Genomic DNA, 18,712 nt, shown 5'->3' with positions numbered 1-18,712 from the left:
ATAAATTTATTATAAATTTGTTATTAAATAATCATAATGGTAAATTTATATTTCAAAAATTACTATATTATTAAATGAAATAATTTAGGGTAAGTATCATGATAAGGAAGAAAAATACAATATTAATAGTAGATGATGAATCGCAGATTAGGAAATTGCTTAAAATAACACTGGAAAGCGAAGGATATAAAACTGAAGAATGTGATAACGGTACTCAGGCGGTAAGGATTGCCGCCTCTTTGAAACCTAATCTTATTTTACTTGATTTAGGATTGCCGGATATTGACGGTAAAGAGGTTATTGACATGGTGCGTCAATGGTCGCAAACTCCTATAATAGTCTGTTCGGTGCGTAATGATGACAGGGAGATTGTCGATGCGTTAAACCGTGGTGCTGATGATTATGTTACAAAGCCGTTCAATCCCGATATATTGCTTGCCAGAATAGCAACGAATTTACGTAAGTTTGCAGCGGAAGAGGCGGGAGTACCTGTTTTGACGAACGGTCATATAACCATGGATCTGGTGCGTCATGAGGTTTTATTAAGAGGTGTAAAATCCTTCTTTACCCCTAAGGAATATGATTTGCTGCGTTACCTGACGGTAAACAGGGGAAAGATGGTAACTCACAAACAACTTCTCAATGACGTGTGGGGTGCGGCTCACGGAGATGACATACAATATTTGCGTGTATATATAAGTCAGATACGTGAAAAAATAGAAGATAATCCTAAGGATCCGGTTTGTATTATAACAGAACCCGGCATAGGTTACAGAATGGAAGTTATCGCAGAGGAAAGTATCCCTCAAAGGGCGTTTGCATAAAAACTTTACGCCGCAATTAAGGGTCTGCTCTTTCTCTTCCTTTTTTTGGGGAAGCTTATAACGAATTCCACCCCTGAATCGGGGTGGTTGCGTGCGTATATCGTGCCGTTTTGTTTTTCCATGATGGCTTTGCAGATAGCAAGACCCAGACCCGTACCGGCAACTACCGTGTCGGTATGTTTTAGCCTTTCATATTTATCAAATATCGCCAAAAGCTTTTCTTTAGGGATACCTAAGCCATAATCCCTTATAACATAGGAAAAGCTTTTAGGTGTAACTTCCGTATATATCTTTATTTCTTTTCCTTGAGTCGAATATTTTACGGCATTGTCTAAAACATTTTGTAAAACCTGCTCCGTCATCATCAAATCCATTTTGATTTCTTCGTCGTCCTCAATATCAATTATCAGATTATGATTTACAAGGCGGTGTTTCATTCTCTTTATTACCGATTGCACCGGTGTTATGCAGTGTTCCCATTGTCGTTTAAATTCTATGTCGCCACTTTCAATGCGGGTTATATCCAGTATATTTGTAATAAAACTGTCAAGGCGTTGTGCTTCGTTCAAAGCGGTTTCAATTAACTCCTCGGCAATTTCGGGAGATAATTTATCGGATTTTTTCATTCTCTCATGGACGCTCAAAGCACCTATGATAGATGCAAGAGGGGTTTTAAGGTCGTGAGATACGCTGGAAAGGAGCATTGAGCGTAACTGCTCTTTTTCAGCGGTTATCTGAGCCTGATTTATCTTGTGTGTCAGGTCTATACGTTCTGTTATTGAGGCAACCTGATCGGATATGGCATAGCAAAGCCTGCCGAATGAAGAGTCCAGCTTTACATGTGACGGTATCTCGATGCCCATAACACCTACCCCCCCATGGGCGGTTATCATCGGTTCAAAACGCCATTTGGTTTTGAACTCCCTGTCAGCTCCGAATCCTGTAGTTTTGATTTTCTCCCAGCATTTATATAGTAATTTCCGGTCGCTCTCTATCAGCTTTGTGTCTTTGGGGAATACACTGTTTATGATAGGCTGGTTAAAACTGCCCGGAATAAAAAATGCTACTTTCATATCCAATACTTTTTCAAGCTCGTCATGAATCAAAAACAGTGCTTGCTTCTTGCTATGAGCTTCACCGGCTATACGGTTTATCTGATATAATAGCTGAGATCTTTTTTCCTTGTTAACCAGTGCCTCGTTACTTGCCCTGCTATAACTGCCCATTATTGACAAAAGGACTGCTGAAAATAAAAAAATTGAAATACTTATACCGTCGCCAAAATGCTCAAAACCGAACTGGTGCAGCGGCGGTACGTAGCTGTAATTCATTATGGTAAGGCTCAAGATAGCTGAAATAAGACCCGGTAACAAGCCGTGTCGAAGTGAAGTTATTACGCATGCAATAAGGAAGAACGCAGTTACGTTATACGAATTTATACGCCACTCAACAACAGGTATGCTTGCCTGTAGTGATTGGGACAAAACATAAGCACAAAACACGCTTGCACAAGCAAAGGCAACTCCCTTTATCGAGATATCATTTAGTGAAAGTCTTTCATACCATGGACGGATATGGTTTCGCATGGATATAGGGACTTTCTGTATTTTAACTCCCTGCACCGATACGTTTTTTTCTATCTTTCTTACAATAGACGGTCGTAACTTAGCAAAGATACCGTCTTTGCGGCGTTTTCCTATAACTATGTATTTTACCGGTGTACATGATTTTTGTGACTCGGTAACGAATGAAATGATTGAGTCCGTTACACTCTTTCCTTCAATATGGAAGGTTTTTGCTCCCATTTCCTCGGCGAGCTTAAGATATTGAAGAATCTGCTCCCGCCCTTCTGTGTTTAATTTATAATGTGCGGCTGTTTCGATATATATAACCGCCCAGCTACATTTTTTTTCCGCAGCTTTGTTTGCGGCTATCCTAAGTAAAATTTTAGATTTCGGATAGCTGTCTATACAGGCTAGTACTATGCCGTCCCTATCGTTCATTACCTTACTCCGTTTGAGCGAGAGCATACACAATACATATAAAATATCCATTAGTAATGATAAATGCCTGTTCGGGCAGTGTTACGTTTTTGTAGTCCGACTTACGCTCTGCTGACGATGTGCGGTTATTTGGGGAATTTAAAATTTATACCGATTGCAGCATAATAACAAAATACACGGTAACTTTTAGAACAATAAAATAAAAGGAGTAAATGCGATGAATGATAAATACATAATTCAAGGTAGTAGGGCACAGTTGAAAGCAAACATGGAAAAGGAATATGGAAAAATGGCAAGTAAACAAGCGGTCAATCAGAATATAAAAAATGATGATAGGGTAAACGCTATAGATTTGGCTGCCATATTAAGAGCCGTATATCTAAAGAATAAAAAAAAATTCGGGCGGGCAATCAAGAGCCGGAGAGGTAAATAAGCTGCTTAATTAGGTCTTGCAACCGTATATTTTATCTTGCACCCTTACATTTTAAAAGTGTAAGGGTGTTTTTTTATGGGTTGTTTGTAAAAATAAATTCTTTGTTTATTGTCCTTTTATATTTAGGTGTTATATATTCTCAGTTGAGTGAAATCATTTTGTTTTAGTGGTAGAGCTTTCCTCGGTATGGTATCGGTGGTAAATTAAACTACGACTTTTTTAGGTTGTTTATGATTCAGGAAAATTTATGAACTGTAAAAAAAGTTTATTATGTGCATTTAGCTTGTTATGTATAATATTTTTGTCCGGTTGTGAAAGCCTACGACAAAATTTTGAAAAACAAGAACCTCCTAAGATAAGTGTTGTAAAAAAACCTGATATACATGAAGTTGTAATTGATAAAAAAAATGAGAATCCTGAAAAAGAAAATATTTTTCAGTCTCTGTTCTTAGAACATTTACATCTGGCAAGGCTTAATCTGGCGGCGTTTAATAGGGAGAAGGCTTTGAAGTTCCTGAATAACGCCTTCGAAGAAGTAAAAGATAAGGAAGCCGTAAATCCCGATGAGTCTGTCTTGGTAAAAGTTGAGTTTGCCAAAAAGGGATTTGCCAGTACTCCCTCTTATTTAATATTAGCTGAAAAACAAAATGAACAAATACAAAAAATAATAGCCAACCTGCAGGAAGGCAAACAGGAGTTATCGTCAATTTCTTTAATGCAGCCAACTAGCCATATTGTTTCTTCAAAGATTATCGGAAGGTTAGAAGATGGTGTTAAGGCATTAAGAGATGCAGATGCCGAAGCCCCGGATTATGATTTTGCCGTTGCAGATAGGGCTATAAGAGATGTTTACGCAGATTGGAAAATCGTACCGTATCAGAGCGATAGCGTATTTGAAACCAAGTATTATTTAAATACCGCAAAACTTTTATTAGAAAGCGGATATATCGATATAGCCGAAGACCTGCTCGATAGTGCGGATAAAAGTTATTCAAGGTCATACGGGCGTAATGTATTTAATTCTGATAATTATGAATTCGTATCATATTACAAACAAACCTCTAATAATCTAAAACAAATCATAAATCGGGATAAAAACATTCAAAACAGAGTGAGTAGAAAAGTAAAGGGAGTTATGGATTATTTGTTTTAATAGGGGAGTGTTCGATATATAGTAAATTTGAATTTACTATAGAAGCCTCTGCAAAAGGTTGTAAAGTTTAAATTTGAGTTCTTTTTATCCCCTCTCACGTGTACGGGGGAGGGTTAGTTGTTAGGGAGGGAGCAGCACGTGCAGGTATAAAAAATACTTGCAAGTTTTTACCCCTCACAAAAACACTTTCGTGTTTTTAACTCTCCCTCAAGGGGAGAGTAGTTTTTTGGCTTTTGCAGAGGCTTCTTTAGTGACAGGTTAAAAATTCCACTAAATTTAAGACACATATCTCGTATAAGTAATGGATAATCAAATACCCCTACAAACACCACCTTGTCCTCATTATGGTTCTTGCGGCGGCTGTAATATGCAGCACATACAAGATGAGTATTATACCCGCATGAAGCAGGGAAGGCTGTTAGATATCTTAAATAGTTTGAATGTTGATGAAAGCGTTGCAAAGCCTTTAGTGCATGTCGGGGATTATAGCCGACGACGTGTCGATATCAAAGTCTCTGTTTGTAAAGGTGAGGTTAGTATAGGGTTCTACGCTCCTAAAAGTCATGAGGTAGTGGATATTAAAACATGCCTGATAATGGATAAGAGGCTGTTTGCTTTACTGTCGCCCTTAAAGGAAATGATATCCTGTTTAAAGAAACCTTCGGTTATAAAATCTGTCAACCTTACAGCCCTTGAACATGGTATTGATATTTTTATAAATTCTCGGCAAGCCCTTCATGCAAACGATTCAAAAGTAATAGATAAATTTATTTGTCAAAATAATATAGTGCGTGTTGCCGTCAAAAGGGAAGACGGTAATGATGATTTCGATATTATCCACGATACGGGCAAAGCCGATATTAACCTTGCCGGAGTTAGGGTTTCGCTGCCTGTAGGTGCGTTCTTACAGGCTACGGAAAAAGGGCAGGCGGCTATTACCGAATATGTAGTAGATTCGCTGAAATCCTGTAAGGCGGTTGCCGATATTTATTCGGGCTGCGGAACTTATAGCTTCCCGTTATTGCAGTATGTTGCCAGGGTTGCAGCCTATGAGGGGGCGGAGGATATGGTACTTGCCATGCATAACGCCGCTATTGATGCGGGATTGGGCAGCAGGGTAAACGCTGTTAAACAGGATCTATATAAAACTCCTGTCGATGCTCAAATGTTAAACCGTATGGACGCAGTTGTAATTAATCCTCCGAGGAACGGGGCATTACCGCAAGTAAAGCAGGTGTTAAAAAGCGATATACAAAAAATAGTAATGGTTTCATGTAACCCCGATACCTTCAAAAGGGACGCAAAATATCTGATAGAAGGCGGATATAAAATTATATCCGCTGTGGCAATCGACCAGTTCTACCGGACAAAGCATCTTGAATTGGTTGCCGTATTTGAGAAGTGTGGAACGTTATAATTTGTATATAAACGTCATTACCCGAAAATACGAAATAAAAATAATAAGTTTACTTAATTATTTTTATGAAGTATTTCGCCAATTGCCAAAGGCAATTATAGGGTAATCTCATGAGATCGCCCTATATAGTATTTCCAAAATTTATTGAAAATTGTCATCCCCGCCTCCGTGCGGGGATCTTCTGTCAATTAAAACAGATCCCCCTATAATTTTCTACGAAAATTCGGGGGATGACATTATCATTAAAAATTAGAAACGCTATAGTTTTCTAAAGAAAACACAGGGTATGACGTAAGTGAATTTAGAATTTACTAGAAATATTTGTCATTTCTTTATAATTATCCCATTTGCCCATAATGGATAATTTATACCGAAGGTAAGTACAATGCTCCTTATGTTAATTTATTAATTATCAAAAGGCTGATTTTTAAACAATTTTCCTATCTGTAAATGTATTTGATTAGTTTTTTTAAGATTAACTAAAGAGTTTTTTAAACCTATTATCCGGGAGGGATATCGTATGAAATCTAAAGGACGTAAGTCAAAACAAGACCAATTTATTAATCCTGAGGAACAAAAAGTTTCTCGCTTGCAGGCTCAAAGGCTTTCTCAGTTATCGGGCGTTGATGTTAAGTACATTAAGGGAACTATAGCACAAGTGGCTGACTCCCTTAAATGGAGGATAGAGCCGGAATTATTTCTGTTTCGTAAAGTTTGCGGAAAGGTAGTTAAGAAAGATCCTAACACAGGTATAGAATATCCGGTTCCTTTTGCTACTGTTCATGTTGAAGATACCGATTGTGATTTAATCACTTACTTTCCGGTTGGTTGGCAGTGGAGCTGGCATTATCCCATTAACTGTAAGCGTGAAGTTATAGCTACGGTTCAGACCGATGAATGCGGAAATTTCTGTGTATGGATACCTAGATTCGATATTGACTGGGTGCTAAAATGGCGTAAGGAAAGAATATGTTTTCCTACTATTTTCCGTCGTCCGTCACTAGGGGATTTGCTGCCTAAAATACCTGACGATATTGTAGATGGTCCATGGCCTCCGATTCCGTTGCCTGATCCGGGTCCTTTGAAAGAAATACAGCGTTTTAATCCTTCGGTTATTGAGGCTGTAGCGGGTAACGCAGCAGGCAGGCTTGCTACAAAAATAAATGATTTGCAGGAGTCAAAGGCACTTGGGGCTAATAATTCTTTAGCTTCAAACCGTGCTATACAGACCCGTGCTTTTGAGCATGAGATGCAGCCGCCACTGCCTCGTGAATTCCACGATGTTCTGTCGGGGCAGAATTTAGTGGCATCTAAGAAAGCTAGTCCTGTTGAGGCGATACGTTCATCTATCGCACGAGAACTTGATATTGACGTAAAAGAAATAATAGGATTTGACCCTAGCCGTTTTATCGGGCCTTTCTATCGTTGTTTCGATATATATCTTCCTACATGGCAAAAAATAAATGATGTGCCTGATATTACATTCCGTGTTACTCAAGATGTAGATGGTGACGGCGATGAAGAATTGATATATTCGGAAGGATATTTTGACGTAAGATGGGACGAAAATCCTATATCCGACGTTACTTTATATGCAAGCTCAATAGCCAAAGAGTCAAATATCTGCGGCGTTCCGGTTGTTCCTTGCGGAAATGTTCCGGCAATTTTATTTGCAGGATTCATGCCGCTAACACTTCCTGCATATTATGACAATACGAACGGTTATACTATAAGACCTAACAGACCTAAGACAGGTTCGCCGGTGCGTCCTGCCGCTCAATCACCTCTTTGTAATAATGTGCAGTTATATGGCTGCGTTGATATACAAAATGCTAAATATTACCGTATTTTAAGAAGTGTTGATAACGGAAGTACATTCTCTGCGATAACCGGTATTTCGTGGAATAACTATAAAGATACGGGTGGTACGCCTATAGTGATACATGCCGATTCTAACGGTTGGTATCCTGTTCACCCTGTAGATAGCGGAGGTAATACCGTTAACCGTGAAGACCTTGCGTTTGAAAACCTGCTTATGGACTGGCCGACCCCGACTCTTGGCAAGAGTATCCTGCGTCTTGAGATAGGGAATGCTTCCAAAAGCAATATTGCGTTCTCTGCCGATGTTGCGATACAAACCGATAACACCGCTCCTGAGGTTACATTTACAAAACTTGCATGGAAATTTGTAGGTGAATCAGATAGTGCTTTAAGGAACTTGCTAGGTATCCCTTGCCCTACGATACATCGAGGTTCTGTGCCAAAGAGTATTGAACTGGTATTTCAGGTGAGTGTTGCCGCAAACCATTTGCGTGATGCTTATTTAAGTACAAGCGGTTGCGGTGGTGGTGCATTCACACCTATTGCCGATGTTGCCAATAACCCTGAACACTGGCATATGTCGGTATTGGATAATACCGAAATGCTTTATCAGCGTTACAGGCTTGACGCATCCGCTTTAGAAGGTGCTTATAGCTTTATATGCAGGGCAAATAGCCGTGCGATGAATCCTTCCGGTGATGATGGTGGAAATAATATTCCGCCTGATTGGTTCTATGATCCGATCGAAAAATACCGCAAGCCTTCTATCGGCGTTGCAGTTGTTGATGTCGATTAACAATTATTATAAAAATAGGTGGGGTATATTGCCCCACCTTAACTTATTCCTATTATAGTAAATTTGAATTTAATTTAGCTATTATTGTCATTCCACGAATTTGTTTAGTAAAACAAATTATAGTGGAATCCAGATTTAAAAAAGTTAGGAAACTTTTTTAATATCGAAAAGTTTTCCTAAACTTTTCGAATTGGATCCCATGATAAAAAATTTTACTAAATTTTTTTCATAGGATGACAGCATAAGGAAAGTAAATTCAAAGTTACTATAATTAGGCGTTCCGTATTATATTAATATGTTGGTTATCATGCATGAAAATAACTTATCTGTAGAGTTTCTTTTTATTATTTGTGTCCTTGCCGTCTGGCGGGTGGCACACTTCTTTGTTGCCGAGGACGGCCCTTGGGATATTGTCGTAAAATTACGAATAAAAGCAGGGGAGGGGATAATAGGGCAGTTAATGGATTGTTTTTATTGTATGAGCGTTTGGGTGTCCGTACCTTTTGCTTTCATAATGACTAATCAATTAAGATACTGGTTTATATATTTATTAGCACTCTCCGGTGCGGCTGCGTTGTTGGAACAGTTGGCGGCTAAAAATCAAATACAGGACGATAAATAATGGGCTGTTGCGGAAATAAGAGGGCAAATTGGAGAAATTACAGCACAAGACCTGCACCTTCTGCCGTACCTGAAAAATTACAAAATCCCCAAAAAATATATTATAACGCAGATGAGCCATACATAATCAAAGGAGCCGTAACAGGCTTTACGTACCTTTTTTCCGATAATGGAGACGCTCTGGAAGTTGATGAACGTGATGTGGTTGATTTAATGAAAGCCGGATATTTTACTCAAGAACCTTTGTAATGGATATGTGTTATTTAAGCGTGACAAAGTCTATAGTGATTTAAAGTATCTTCTAGGCTGTCATCCCCCGAATTTTCGTAGAAAATTATAGGGGGGTCTCGTGCCATTTACAGAAGATCCCCCTATAATTTTCTACGAAAATTCGGGGGATGACATTATCATTAAAAATTAGAAACGCTATATTCTCACTTTTTATATGTCGATAACTCTTGACTAGCTTTTTATGTCCACTATTATCGACCTATGAAAATTGATAATGCACTATCATCTTTTCTTGCACTTTCGCAAGATACAAGGCTTAAAGTCTTCAAAATACTGGTAGAGTATGAGGCAACCGGTACGGCTGCCGGAACCATAAGTGACCGTTTGGGTATTCCTCATAATACGCTATCCTTTCATTTATCTCATCTGACGGAATCGGGGCTTATATCTTCACGCAAGCAGGGACGTTCTATGATTTACTCTGCGAATTGTTCGGCTATTGAAGAACTGATTAGTTACTTAAAAGAAAACTGCTGCATAAAAGAAGAGGGCGAGCCGTCTTCGTGCAAAACAACAAAAAGCGAGTGTTGCTGATGAAACGAGTCCTTGTACTTTGCACCGGAAATAGCTGCCGTTCTATCATGGCAGAGGGGCTTATCAATAAAATTGGTGAGGGGCGTTATAAAGCAGTCAGTGCAGGAAGTAATCCGGTCGGATATGTACACCCCAAATCCATCGAAACCCTGCAAAGGCACGGCATTGATATCATTGAGCCACGCAGCAAATCATGGGACGAGTTCGCAAACGAGCATTTCGATTTAGTCATTACCGTATGCGATGCGGCAGCCGCTGAGAGCTGCCCCGTATTCCTCGGCAAACATGAAAAACTGCATTGGAGTACACCTGACCCTGCTAAGGCAACGGGTACGGATGAGGAAGTTGATGCTGCGTTTGATGAGGCGTTTGAGATGTTGAAAGAGAGGGTTGAGAATATGGTGCGAGCAGAGATAGCAAAAAAGCATTTATCTAATTTGATTGAAGCAACAAAACTCATGCTACAAAAGCATACATCTTTCCCAAAAGATGACCTTGCCGGGCGGATGATAACCTATTTCATTTTTAAGCAACTCGATCATGCTATGTCAGTAATAAAACTAGATCCGTCTATGGATGCAGGGTTAGTTTCTAGAACCATGATTGAAGGCGTCATAAATCTTTCATGGGCATTAGAGAAGTCATCTGAGCGGGTTAGAAACTGGTTTGATTATTCGGCTGTCTATGACTTCAAACTACTAGAGCAACAAAACAGTAGCGGCTCATTCGTTTCAGAAAAAGATAAAACAGAAGTGAATGAAAACTACGAACAAAACGCACATACCTTTCTGACTAAGAACGGTAATAAACACCACGATAATTTCCGAAAAGGCAAAAGTCTTCGAGATATTATACAAGGCAATGTTTCTTTGGAAGGTTTCTATTCAAATTATCAGTATTTCTCAGACTGGGCACATTGGGGGTCGCAATCTCTAAGGCATGCCATAATCGAAAGTGTAGAAGATATTTCGTATTATGAATCCGAGCATGTTTATAGAGTTCCAGCCTTGGTAATAGCCTTTGTCTCTTTGCTGGATATTGCCGTTAAAACAAATGAGCATTTTAAATTGAAGCACGTTGAAGCATTGGAAGAAATATCAAATAAAATGTTTGAAGATTTAAAGAAGACAGGAATGCAATTTAATGACTAACCAAACCTCACCCCTAGGTTTCTTTGAACGCTATCTGTCCCTTTGGGTTGCACTGTGCATTGCCGCAGGTGTGGGCTTGGGTGTTGCCGCACCGTCTATTTTTCAGACCATAGCCGGTCTTGAATACGCCAAGGTAAACCTTGTAGTGGCAGTTTTCATCTGGGTGATGATTTATCCTATGATGGTCAATGTCGATTTTGCCTCTATCCGTGACGTAGGACGAAAACCCAAAGGTTTATGCATAACACTTGTTATCAACTGGCTGATAAAACCCTTCACCATGGCGGCACTGGGCATATTATTCTTCGAGCATATATTTGCCGGACTGGTCGCTCCTGAAACTGCAAAAGAATATATCGCAGGTATGATTTTGCTTGGCGTTGCACCCTGCACCGCAATGGTGTTTGTCTGGAGTCAGATGGTAAGAGGCGATGCCAATTATACACTGGTACAGGTTTCCATCAACGATATCATCATGATTTTTGCCTTTGCACCGCTAGCAGCCCTCCTGCTTGGTGTTACCGATATCGTAGTACCTTGGGAAACCTTGCTCCTTTCTGTTATTCTTTATGTTGTGATACCGCTTGTTGCAGGATATATCACCCGTAAGAAGCTCGATAAAAACCATACAAACGAAGGCATATCCCGATTTACCGAGAAGGTAAAACCATTTTCCGTTATGGGTTTATTGGCTACGGTAGTGTTATTATTCGGCTTTCAGGCACAAACCATAATAGATAAACCTATGGTTATAGCACTTATAGCCGTGCCGCTGCTGATTCAGGGCTATGGTATTTTCGTTATCGCCTATGGCTGGGCATATCTGTGGCGTGTGCCGTTTACCACCGCTGCACCTGCGGCACTTATCGGCACGTCCAACTTTTTTGAATTAGCCGTTGCCGTTGCTATAAGCCTGTTCGGTCTGCATTCGGGGGCGGCACTGGCTACTGTAGTCGGTGTGCTGGTAGAAGTGCCTGTGATGCTGTCGCTAGTGGCTTTTGCCAATAGAACCCGCACAGCTTTTCCTTAAAGCCTTTCTTGCCATTTCAATTGACCGCACTATAAATAAAGATACGGTATTTTCCATGCTGTTTGAGTCGGTCGTTAATTTACCGCTATCGGATTTATAGTAAATTTGCAGAAATCATTTATTTTATGGCAGGGACATTATGAATAAAAAAATAATAAAAATCGGACTGCTTATCCTGCTAGTACTAATAATATCAGCATTTTTTGCATTGGATTTAGGGCGGTATGCTACGTTAGATTATGTCAAAGAGCAACAGCATACCTTGCAGGAATATTACGAGCAGAATACATTTTTGGTGTTGTCTGTTTTCGGGCTTGTTTATGTTCTGGTAACGGCATTATCGTTACCTGCTGCCGCTGCACTTACCTTGCTGGGCGGTGCGTTATTCGGGCTTCCTGTCGGGCTTGTTATAGTTTCCTTCGCTAGCACAATCGGTGCAACGCTTGCCTTCCTTATGGCAAGGTTTCTGGCAAGGGATTATGTACAGAAAAACTATAGCAAGCAGCTATCTAAAATTAACGCAGGATTTGAGCGTGAAGGTGCATTTTACTTGTTTGCTCTTCGTCTGGTTCCGGCATTTCCGTTCTTCATGATTAATGTTGTTATGGCACTTATGCCGATTAAAACTTGGACATTCTATTGGGTTAGCCAGCTTGGTATGCTTCTCGGCACGGCGGTATATGTGTATGCAGGCACGCAATTAGCACAGATAGAGTCTTTTTCCGATATTGCGTCCCCCTCATTATTAATTGCTTTTGCATTGTTGGGGCTGTTTCCGCTGATTGCCAAAAGGGGACTTAAATTTATTCGCAAGGAGAAAATCCATGAGTAAATATGATTACAACATTATCGTCATTGGCGGCGGTTCTGCCGGACTGGTATCAAGCTACATCGCAGCGGCGGTGAAAGCCAAAGTTACCCTCATTGAAAAACATAAAATGGGTGGTGATTGCCTCAATACCGGCTGTGTGCCGAGCAAGGCGTTGCTACGCTCTGCAAAAATGCTTTCATACGCAAAGCGTGCCGAAGAATTCGGATTTAAGCAAACCACTGTTGAGTTTGATTTTAAAGATGTAATGCAGCGTGTACAAAATGTTGTAAAAGCGATTGAGCCGCATGATTCACGGGAGCGTTATAGCAAACTTGGCGTTGATTGCATTGAAGGTGTAGCAAAAATTACCTCACCGCATAGTGTTCTGGTCAATGGCAAAGCATTAACGGCACGTTCCATTATCGTAGCAACAGGTGCAAGACCGATGGTTCCGCCGATTCTCGGACTTGATAAAATTGATTACCTCACCAGCGATAATGTATGGGAATTAAAAGAGCTTCCTAAAAAACTGTTAGTGCTTGGCGGGGGGCAATCGGTTCGGAAATGGCACAGGCTTTTTCAAGGCTTGGGGCTGAAGTGACATTAGTAGAAATGGCTTCACAAATTCTTACCCGTGAAGATGAGGAAGTTATCAAAACGGTAACAGAAAAATTCACCAAAGAAGGAATTAAGGTTCTGGTAAACCACAAGGCTAAGGAATTTATCCCTCACCCTAAGCCTCTCCAAAAAGGAGAGGGAACTTTAGTGTGTGAGCATGGCGGCAAAGATGTAGAAATTGCATTCGATAAGGTGATTGTGGCACTTGGACGGACTGCCAATACCGAGGGTTTTGGTCTGGAAGAGCTTGGTGTAGAGTTGCGTGACAATAAAACGATAGATGCCGACCCTTTCTTGCAAACCAACATTCCAAGCATTTATGTCTGCGGTGATGTCACGGGTCCTTACCAATTTACCCATACGGCAGCACATCAGGCATGGTATGCATCAATCAACGCATTATTCTCACCTTTCAAGAAGTTCAAAGCTGATTATTCTGTTATTCCATGGGCAACCTTTACCGATCCGGAAGTAGCACGTGTGGGACTTAATGAAAAAGATGCCAAGGCGGCAAATATTCCTTATGAAGTTACTACTTACGGCATTGATGATTTAGACCGTGCTATTGCCGATTCTGAGGCACACGGGTTTGTCAAAGTGCTGACCGCACCTGATAAGGACAAAATCCTTGGCGTTACCATTGTCGGTACTCATGCAGGAGATTTGATTGCCGAATATATTCTGGCAATGAAGCATGGTATCGGACTAAATAAGATTCTTGGCACAATCCATATCTACCCGACGCTGGCAGAGGCTAACAAATATGCGGCAGGTGAATGGAAAAAAGCACATGTACCGGCATTTGCCATGAAAATATTAGAAAAATTCCACGAGTGGAGAAGGTAAATGAAGAGTTTTGAAAATGTGCTGCGTGAGCATGATATTGAGCTAAAGCGCAATTCCATAAAAATTTTACAGGTCAATATCGGCAAGCGATGTAATCAGGCATGCCATCATTGCCATGTAGAATCCGGCCCGAATCGCACCGAGAATATGGAACGAGAAACGGTAGAACGCCTGCTTGAACTCCTTAATAAAGAACCGCAAATCCATACGGTGGACATTACCGGCGGTGCGCCGGAGTTAAACCCGCATTTCCGTTATTTTGTGACCGAGATACGAAAAATGGGAAAAGAGGTCATTGACCGCTGCAATTTAACAGTGTTCTTTGAAGACGGGCAAGAAGATACACCGGAATTTCTGGCGGAAAATAAGATACAAGTGGTAGCCTCCTTGCCTTGCTACAAGGAAGATAATGTAGATAGCCAACGGGGCAAAGGCGTATTTGGCAAAAGCATTTCCGCTTTAGAAAAATTGAATAGCCTTGGTTACGGTAAAGAAGGGTCGGGGCTTATTTTGAACCTTGTTTATAACCCGGTCGGCGAGCATTTGCCACCGGCTCAAGATAAGCTGGAAGAAGATTATCACGCACATTTAAAAGACGAATTTGGCATTGTGTTTAATAATTTATTCACCATCACCAATATGCCTATTAAGCGTTATGCTCATATGCTGGAGCGTGACGGTAAAATGAAGGATTACATGCAGCTCTTGATTGAGAATTTTAATCCGCAAGCCGCAAAGGGCGTGATGTGTACCGAATTGGTCTCTATCGGCTGGGACGGGCAGATTTATGACTGCGACTTTAATCAAATGCTGGAAATTCCGCTTAATTGGCAGCCACTTAATATATGGGATATTGAGCGTTTTAGTAATATTAAACCGGGCATTGCCGTTGCCGGACATTGTTTTGGCTGTACGGCAGGCTCGGGTAGTTCATGCGGAGGTGCGTTGTTGTAAGAAAATTTGTATTTTTAAATGGGTTTTTCAGATATTTCCGGTAAATTACCTCAAACTTAAAAATAAATCTGATAAATGCAAGATAAATCGCCACTTCAAATTTTACAAGAAACCTATGGCTATCCCGAATTCAGAGGTTTACAGGAAGAAATCATAGAGCATGTTATATCGGGAAGAAATGCTTTTGTTCTGATGCCTACAGGGAGCGGGAAATCGTTGTGCTATCAGATTCCTGCATTATGCCGTGACGGGGTCGGGATTATAGTATCACCCCTTATTGCACTTATGCACGATCAGGTCAGTGCGTTGCAGCAGTTGGGAATTAAGGCGGATGCAATTAATTCCGGCATGTCTGCATCTGAGATTTCTCAGGTAAAAAGCCTTATTCGTGAAGGTGCAACGGATATGGTTTATGTAGCTCCCGAACGTCTTCTTATGGATGATTTTCTTGCATTGTTATCGGAATCAAAAATAGCCCTTTTTGCAATTGATGAGGCACATTGCGTTTCGCAGTGGGGGCATGATTTCAGACCGCATTATACGCAATTATCACGCCTTGCCGAACTATTCCCTGATATTCCCCGTATAGCCCTTACCGCCACGGCTGACACGCCTACCCGTAAAGACATAGTAGAACGCCTGCATTTAACCGATGGAAAAACTTTTATTTCAGGTTTCGACCGCCCCAATATTAACTATAGCATTATCGAGAAAAAAAGTGCCAAACAGCAGGTTTTAAGTTTCATAAAAGAAAATCATAACGGTAATAGCGGTATAGTTTATTGCCTGTCACGCAAAGTGACCGAAGAAACTGCAAGTTGGCTATGCGAACAGGGGTTCAACGCATTTCCGTATCACGCCGGAATGAATGCGGCGGACAGAGCTAAAAATCAGGATAAATTCCTGCGTGAGGAAAATATAATTATGGTTGCCACTATTGCCTTCGGTATGGGAATAGATAAGCCTGATGTGCGTTTTGTTATTCATATGAACATACCGAAAAATATTGAAGCATATTATCAGGAAACAGGGCGTGCCGGTCGTGACGGGCTGCCGTCTGATGCACTGATGATATACGGTATGAGTGATGCCGCATTGCTGCGTAATTTTATTGAAAGTTCCAATGCACCCGATAGCCAAAAACGCATTGAGCATCATAAATTAAACGCCCTGCTTGGCTTATGCGAGGCGGCATGTTGCCGCAGGCAGGTGTTGCTGGAGTATTTTAGCGATTCATGTCAGCCATGCAATAATTGCGATACCTGTCTTTCTCCGCCTGAAACTTTTGACGGAACAATTGCGGCTCAAAAAGCCATATCCTGCGTATATCGCACCGAGCAACGCTTTGGCGTTATGTATCTGATAGATGTTCTACTCGGTAAAACCAACGACAGAATGATAAATTTCGGTCATGATAAAATCAGCACTTTTGCCATCGGCGGTGAATATAATAAGAACGAATGGCAAAGTATTTTTAGGCAGTTAGTCGCCCAAAACCTGCTGACGGTTGATGTTACGGGTCACGGAGGTTTAAAAATCACTCCGGCAGGAATTAGGTTTCTTAAGGAAAAACAAACGCTGAATTTACGTAAATATACAGGCAGGGTGAAAGGCGAGAAGCGTATTAGAACCAAAGCAAATATAGCAATTTATAGTGATGCGGATCAAAATTTATTTGCGGCGTTAAAAGCTAAAAGAATGGAATTGGCAAAAGCCCAAAACGTACCGCCATACGTAATTTTCCACGACAAAACTTTAATAGAATTAGCAACACAAAAACCTACCGATGCAGATGCTATGGGGCGGATAAGCGGTGTCGGGCAAAATAAAATAGAACGTTACGGCAACGAGTTCATAAGTGTAATAGAAAAATATATTGCTATCTATACTTAGTTAGGAATGCCGCCATTATTTGTCCAAAAAACTTTATAGACTCCGGTATGGAAAGTCATTTAATCTTAACCGGTTGTCGGGCAATCTATGAACTCGAACTCTTTTGTCGGATATATATGTTTGCTGATATCATGCAGAATTGCGAGCCAAGTAATATGAAATAAAATAAAGCTAGTAAAAATCGATATAATAAATATATCGATTAAAATGCGTTTTGAACGAATAATATTCTCAAAAGTTATACGGTTTTTATATATTAAGTAAAAAACAGTAATAGCTGTGGTAATAAGGGCTGTTAAATAATAATTATTATTAAAAAATACAGAAGCTACTAAATTGGTTGAGATAACGACTATTAATGTTATTAGAACAATAAGCAGATTTATCGAATACCTTAAAAAACTAGGTTTGTTATAAACAATGCTTTTTATAACTCCTTTAAAGCAATGGTTAAAAACAAAGAAATTACATATAAATATAAATGTAATGAAGTAAACAACTACTCGAACCTGCCCTTCTGATTCGTCTATTATACCCAAAACCGCATCATGAGGAATGCAGTCACCGAAACTTTCTACCAATCCGTCATACTCCATTATTCTGTTAGTAATAGCCTCCCATATTACAACAGTACTAAAAATCGCTAAGGTTATATATATACGAGTTATCATTTATTCACCTACATTATAATCATCCGGTAAATTAAGATATTATAAAATAAATTATGAGTAAAGTTTTGATTTTGTGCGTAAATATTTTAGTGCAAAATCAATGTAAAGCGACTTTTTTGCAAATCTATACGACTTTCCCCTCACAGGACGGGGTTGTAACCACGTTCTTACTAGACCTTATTCAGAACGCCGGCTTATTATTTAGAAGTTCTAACCTTGAGCAAAAGCGCAAGCTTATAAACCTAGTGTTCCAGAACTTATCTTTGAAGGACGGAAAGGCGCAGTATACCGTGAAAAAACCGTATGAATTGTTCCTTGATGAAGCTAAATGCTCTAAATGGCCGGGGTGCTGAAGCCAATCTAAAAAACCCTATATATAGCGATTTTTACAGTATTTTTCAGCAATTACCAAAACTCTCTGCTATCCAGATAACATAGCCTAACAGACTGACTTCTAGCGTTTTATTTAAAGACCTCCGGTTCGCACTGCTTCGTGATACCCGTAGCAGGATTCGAACCAGAAAAACATCAATTCTGTAAAAATACTAGTTTTTAGTCTCTCTGTTTCAATCTCCGTATGCAGGAATCGAAACGGATACTTAATGCACAAACATGAAATCTGTCTAGTTTAGTTGAATACTCTACAATAACTTACAACCCTTATTTTAAAGTAAATACGGGGCTTTTAGCTGTTTTGTTTTATAGGTACTGAAGATTTGATATGGGGTCAAATTACACTTTAATAATTTTCGAAGTCGCCAGTTCGAATCTCGTAGGGCTGGGTTTCCGTATAGGTTCGCAGTAGGTCGCAGAAGTTCATTGAAGTTCAGTATTTTATCTTGGAA

The 18,712-nt window shown here is 40.1% G+C and carries 15 protein-coding genes and 2 pseudogenes; 15 read left to right on the top strand and 2 right to left on the bottom strand.

Going from position 1 to position 18,712, the window contains the following annotated elements:
- Positions 1-98 precede the first annotated feature (98 nt).
- A complete protein-coding gene (locus tag O2942_10285; GenBank protein ID MDA0782636.1) occupies positions 99-824 on the top strand; it encodes a response regulator transcription factor in 726 nt (241 codons plus the stop codon).
- 5 nt (positions 825-829) lie between these two features.
- On the opposite strand, the gene O2942_10280 is transcribed toward O2942_10285, so the two are convergent.
- Complete coding sequence (locus tag O2942_10280; GenBank protein MDA0782635.1) at positions 830-2,827, bottom strand: ATP-binding protein; 1,998 nt, start codon at positions 2,825-2,827, stop codon at positions 830-832.
- Between the two features lie 217 nt (positions 2,828-3,044).
- On the opposite strand from O2942_10280, the gene O2942_10275 reads away from it, so the two are divergent.
- From O2942_10275 to recQ, 13 genes and pseudogenes are all read left to right on the top strand, one after another.
- Positions 3,045-3,260 (top strand): hypothetical protein, encoded by a 216-nt coding sequence (locus O2942_10275; GenBank protein MDA0782634.1) that lies wholly within the window; start codon positions 3,045-3,047, stop codon positions 3,258-3,260.
- Positions 3,261-3,507: 247 nt separating this feature from the next.
- A complete protein-coding gene (locus O2942_10270; GenBank protein MDA0782633.1) occupies positions 3,508-4,413 on the top strand; it encodes a hypothetical protein in 906 nt (301 codons plus the stop codon).
- Positions 4,414-4,714: 301 nt separating this feature from the next.
- Entirely contained in the window at positions 4,715-5,830 is a 1,116-nt protein-coding gene (locus tag O2942_10265) for a hypothetical protein (GenBank protein MDA0782632.1), read from the top strand.
- Positions 5,831-6,350: 520 nt separating this feature from the next.
- Positions 6,351-8,447: a hypothetical protein gene (locus O2942_10260; GenBank protein MDA0782631.1), complete on the top strand. Its 2,097-nt coding sequence runs from the start codon at positions 6,351-6,353 to the stop codon at positions 8,445-8,447.
- A 307-nt stretch (positions 8,448-8,754) separates the two neighbouring features.
- Positions 8,755-9,069, top strand: coding sequence for a DUF1360 domain-containing protein (locus O2942_10255; protein ID MDA0782630.1), 315 nt, complete (start codon positions 8,755-8,757; stop codon positions 9,067-9,069).
- The gene (locus O2942_10250) at positions 9,069-9,317 is read left to right on the top strand and encodes a hypothetical protein (protein MDA0782629.1); all 249 of its coding nucleotides are present in this window, start codon (positions 9,069-9,071) and stop codon (positions 9,315-9,317) included. Before O2942_10255 ends, O2942_10250 begins: the two co-directional genes overlap by 1 nt.
- Before the next feature lie 243 nt (positions 9,318-9,560).
- The gene (locus O2942_10245) at positions 9,561-9,893 is read left to right on the top strand and encodes a metalloregulator ArsR/SmtB family transcription factor (protein ID MDA0782628.1); all 333 of its coding nucleotides are present in this window, start codon (positions 9,561-9,563) and stop codon (positions 9,891-9,893) included.
- Positions 9,893-10,288, top strand: a pseudogene (locus O2942_10240) (arsenate reductase ArsC). The gene O2942_10245 and the pseudogene O2942_10240 overlap by 1 nt, the downstream one beginning before the upstream one ends.
- Before the next feature lie 177 nt (positions 10,289-10,465).
- Positions 10,466-11,044 (top strand): DUF5677 domain-containing protein, encoded by a 579-nt coding sequence (locus tag O2942_10235; protein ID MDA0782627.1) that lies wholly within the window; start codon positions 10,466-10,468, stop codon positions 11,042-11,044.
- Complete coding sequence (arsB, locus tag O2942_10230) at positions 11,037-12,074, top strand: ACR3 family arsenite efflux transporter (GenBank protein ID MDA0782626.1); 1,038 nt, start codon at positions 11,037-11,039, stop codon at positions 12,072-12,074. The genes O2942_10235 and arsB overlap by 8 nt, the downstream gene beginning before the upstream one ends.
- Positions 12,075-12,213: 139 nt before the next feature.
- Positions 12,214-14,349, top strand: a pseudogene (lpdA, locus tag O2942_10225) (dihydrolipoyl dehydrogenase).
- A complete protein-coding gene (gene arsS, locus O2942_10220; GenBank protein ID MDA0782625.1) occupies positions 14,350-15,303 on the top strand; it encodes an arsenosugar biosynthesis radical SAM protein ArsS in 954 nt (317 codons plus the stop codon).
- A gap of 75 nt (positions 15,304-15,378) precedes the next feature.
- The gene (gene recQ, locus O2942_10215; GenBank protein MDA0782624.1) at positions 15,379-17,196 is read left to right on the top strand and encodes a DNA helicase RecQ; all 1,818 of its coding nucleotides are present in this window, start codon (positions 15,379-15,381) and stop codon (positions 17,194-17,196) included.
- Positions 17,197-17,261: 65 nt separating this feature from the next.
- On the opposite strand, the gene O2942_10210 is transcribed toward recQ, so the two are convergent.
- Complete coding sequence (locus O2942_10210) at positions 17,262-17,867, bottom strand: hypothetical protein (protein ID MDA0782623.1); 606 nt, start codon at positions 17,865-17,867, stop codon at positions 17,262-17,264.
- A 116-nt stretch (positions 17,868-17,983) separates the two neighbouring features.
- Here O2942_10210 and O2942_10205 point away from each other — a divergent pair, with 116 nt between their 5' ends.
- Positions 17,984-18,220, top strand: a complete 237-nt coding sequence (locus tag O2942_10205; GenBank protein MDA0782622.1) for a hypothetical protein — start codon at positions 17,984-17,986, stop codon at positions 18,218-18,220.
- Positions 18,221-18,712 lie beyond the last annotated feature (492 nt).

This window comes from Pseudomonadota bacterium (genome assembly GCA_027620075.1).
In the GTDB taxonomy this organism is placed as follows: domain Bacteria; phylum Pseudomonadota; class Alphaproteobacteria; order Rickettsiales; family UBA6187; genus 1-14-0-20-39-49.
The sequence above is the reverse complement of the archived record's forward strand: the minus strand, read 5'-3'. Positions and strand labels throughout refer to the sequence as shown.

What these genes read in the sequence shown, in the direction of transcription:
- O2942_10285 (MDA0782636.1), top strand. Translation starts at nt 99, where the DNA reads ATGATAAGGAAGAAAAATACAATATTAATAGTAGATGATGAATCGCAG.
- O2942_10280 (MDA0782635.1), bottom strand. Translation starts at nt 2,827, where the DNA reads ATGAACGATAGGGACGGCATAGTACTAGCCTGTATAGACAGCTATCCG.
- O2942_10275 (MDA0782634.1), top strand. Translation starts at nt 3,045, where the DNA reads ATGAATGATAAATACATAATTCAAGGTAGTAGGGCACAGTTGAAAGCA.
- O2942_10270 (MDA0782633.1), top strand. Translation starts at nt 3,508, where the DNA reads ATGAACTGTAAAAAAAGTTTATTATGTGCATTTAGCTTGTTATGTATA.
- O2942_10265 (MDA0782632.1), top strand. Translation starts at nt 4,715, where the DNA reads ATGGATAATCAAATACCCCTACAAACACCACCTTGTCCTCATTATGGT.
- O2942_10260 (MDA0782631.1), top strand. Translation starts at nt 6,351, where the DNA reads ATGAAATCTAAAGGACGTAAGTCAAAACAAGACCAATTTATTAATCCT.
- O2942_10255 (MDA0782630.1), top strand. Translation starts at nt 8,755, where the DNA reads ATGCATGAAAATAACTTATCTGTAGAGTTTCTTTTTATTATTTGTGTC.
- O2942_10250 (MDA0782629.1), top strand. Translation starts at nt 9,069, where the DNA reads ATGGGCTGTTGCGGAAATAAGAGGGCAAATTGGAGAAATTACAGCACA.
- O2942_10245 (MDA0782628.1), top strand. Translation starts at nt 9,561, where the DNA reads ATGAAAATTGATAATGCACTATCATCTTTTCTTGCACTTTCGCAAGAT.
- O2942_10235 (MDA0782627.1), top strand. Translation starts at nt 10,466, where the DNA reads ATGGATGCAGGGTTAGTTTCTAGAACCATGATTGAAGGCGTCATAAAT.
- arsB (MDA0782626.1), top strand. Translation starts at nt 11,037, where the DNA reads ATGACTAACCAAACCTCACCCCTAGGTTTCTTTGAACGCTATCTGTCC.
- arsS (MDA0782625.1), top strand. Translation starts at nt 14,350, where the DNA reads ATGAAGAGTTTTGAAAATGTGCTGCGTGAGCATGATATTGAGCTAAAG.
- recQ (MDA0782624.1), top strand. Translation starts at nt 15,379, where the DNA reads ATGCAAGATAAATCGCCACTTCAAATTTTACAAGAAACCTATGGCTAT.
- O2942_10210 (MDA0782623.1), bottom strand. Translation starts at nt 17,867, where the DNA reads ATGATAACTCGTATATATATAACCTTAGCGATTTTTAGTACTGTTGTA.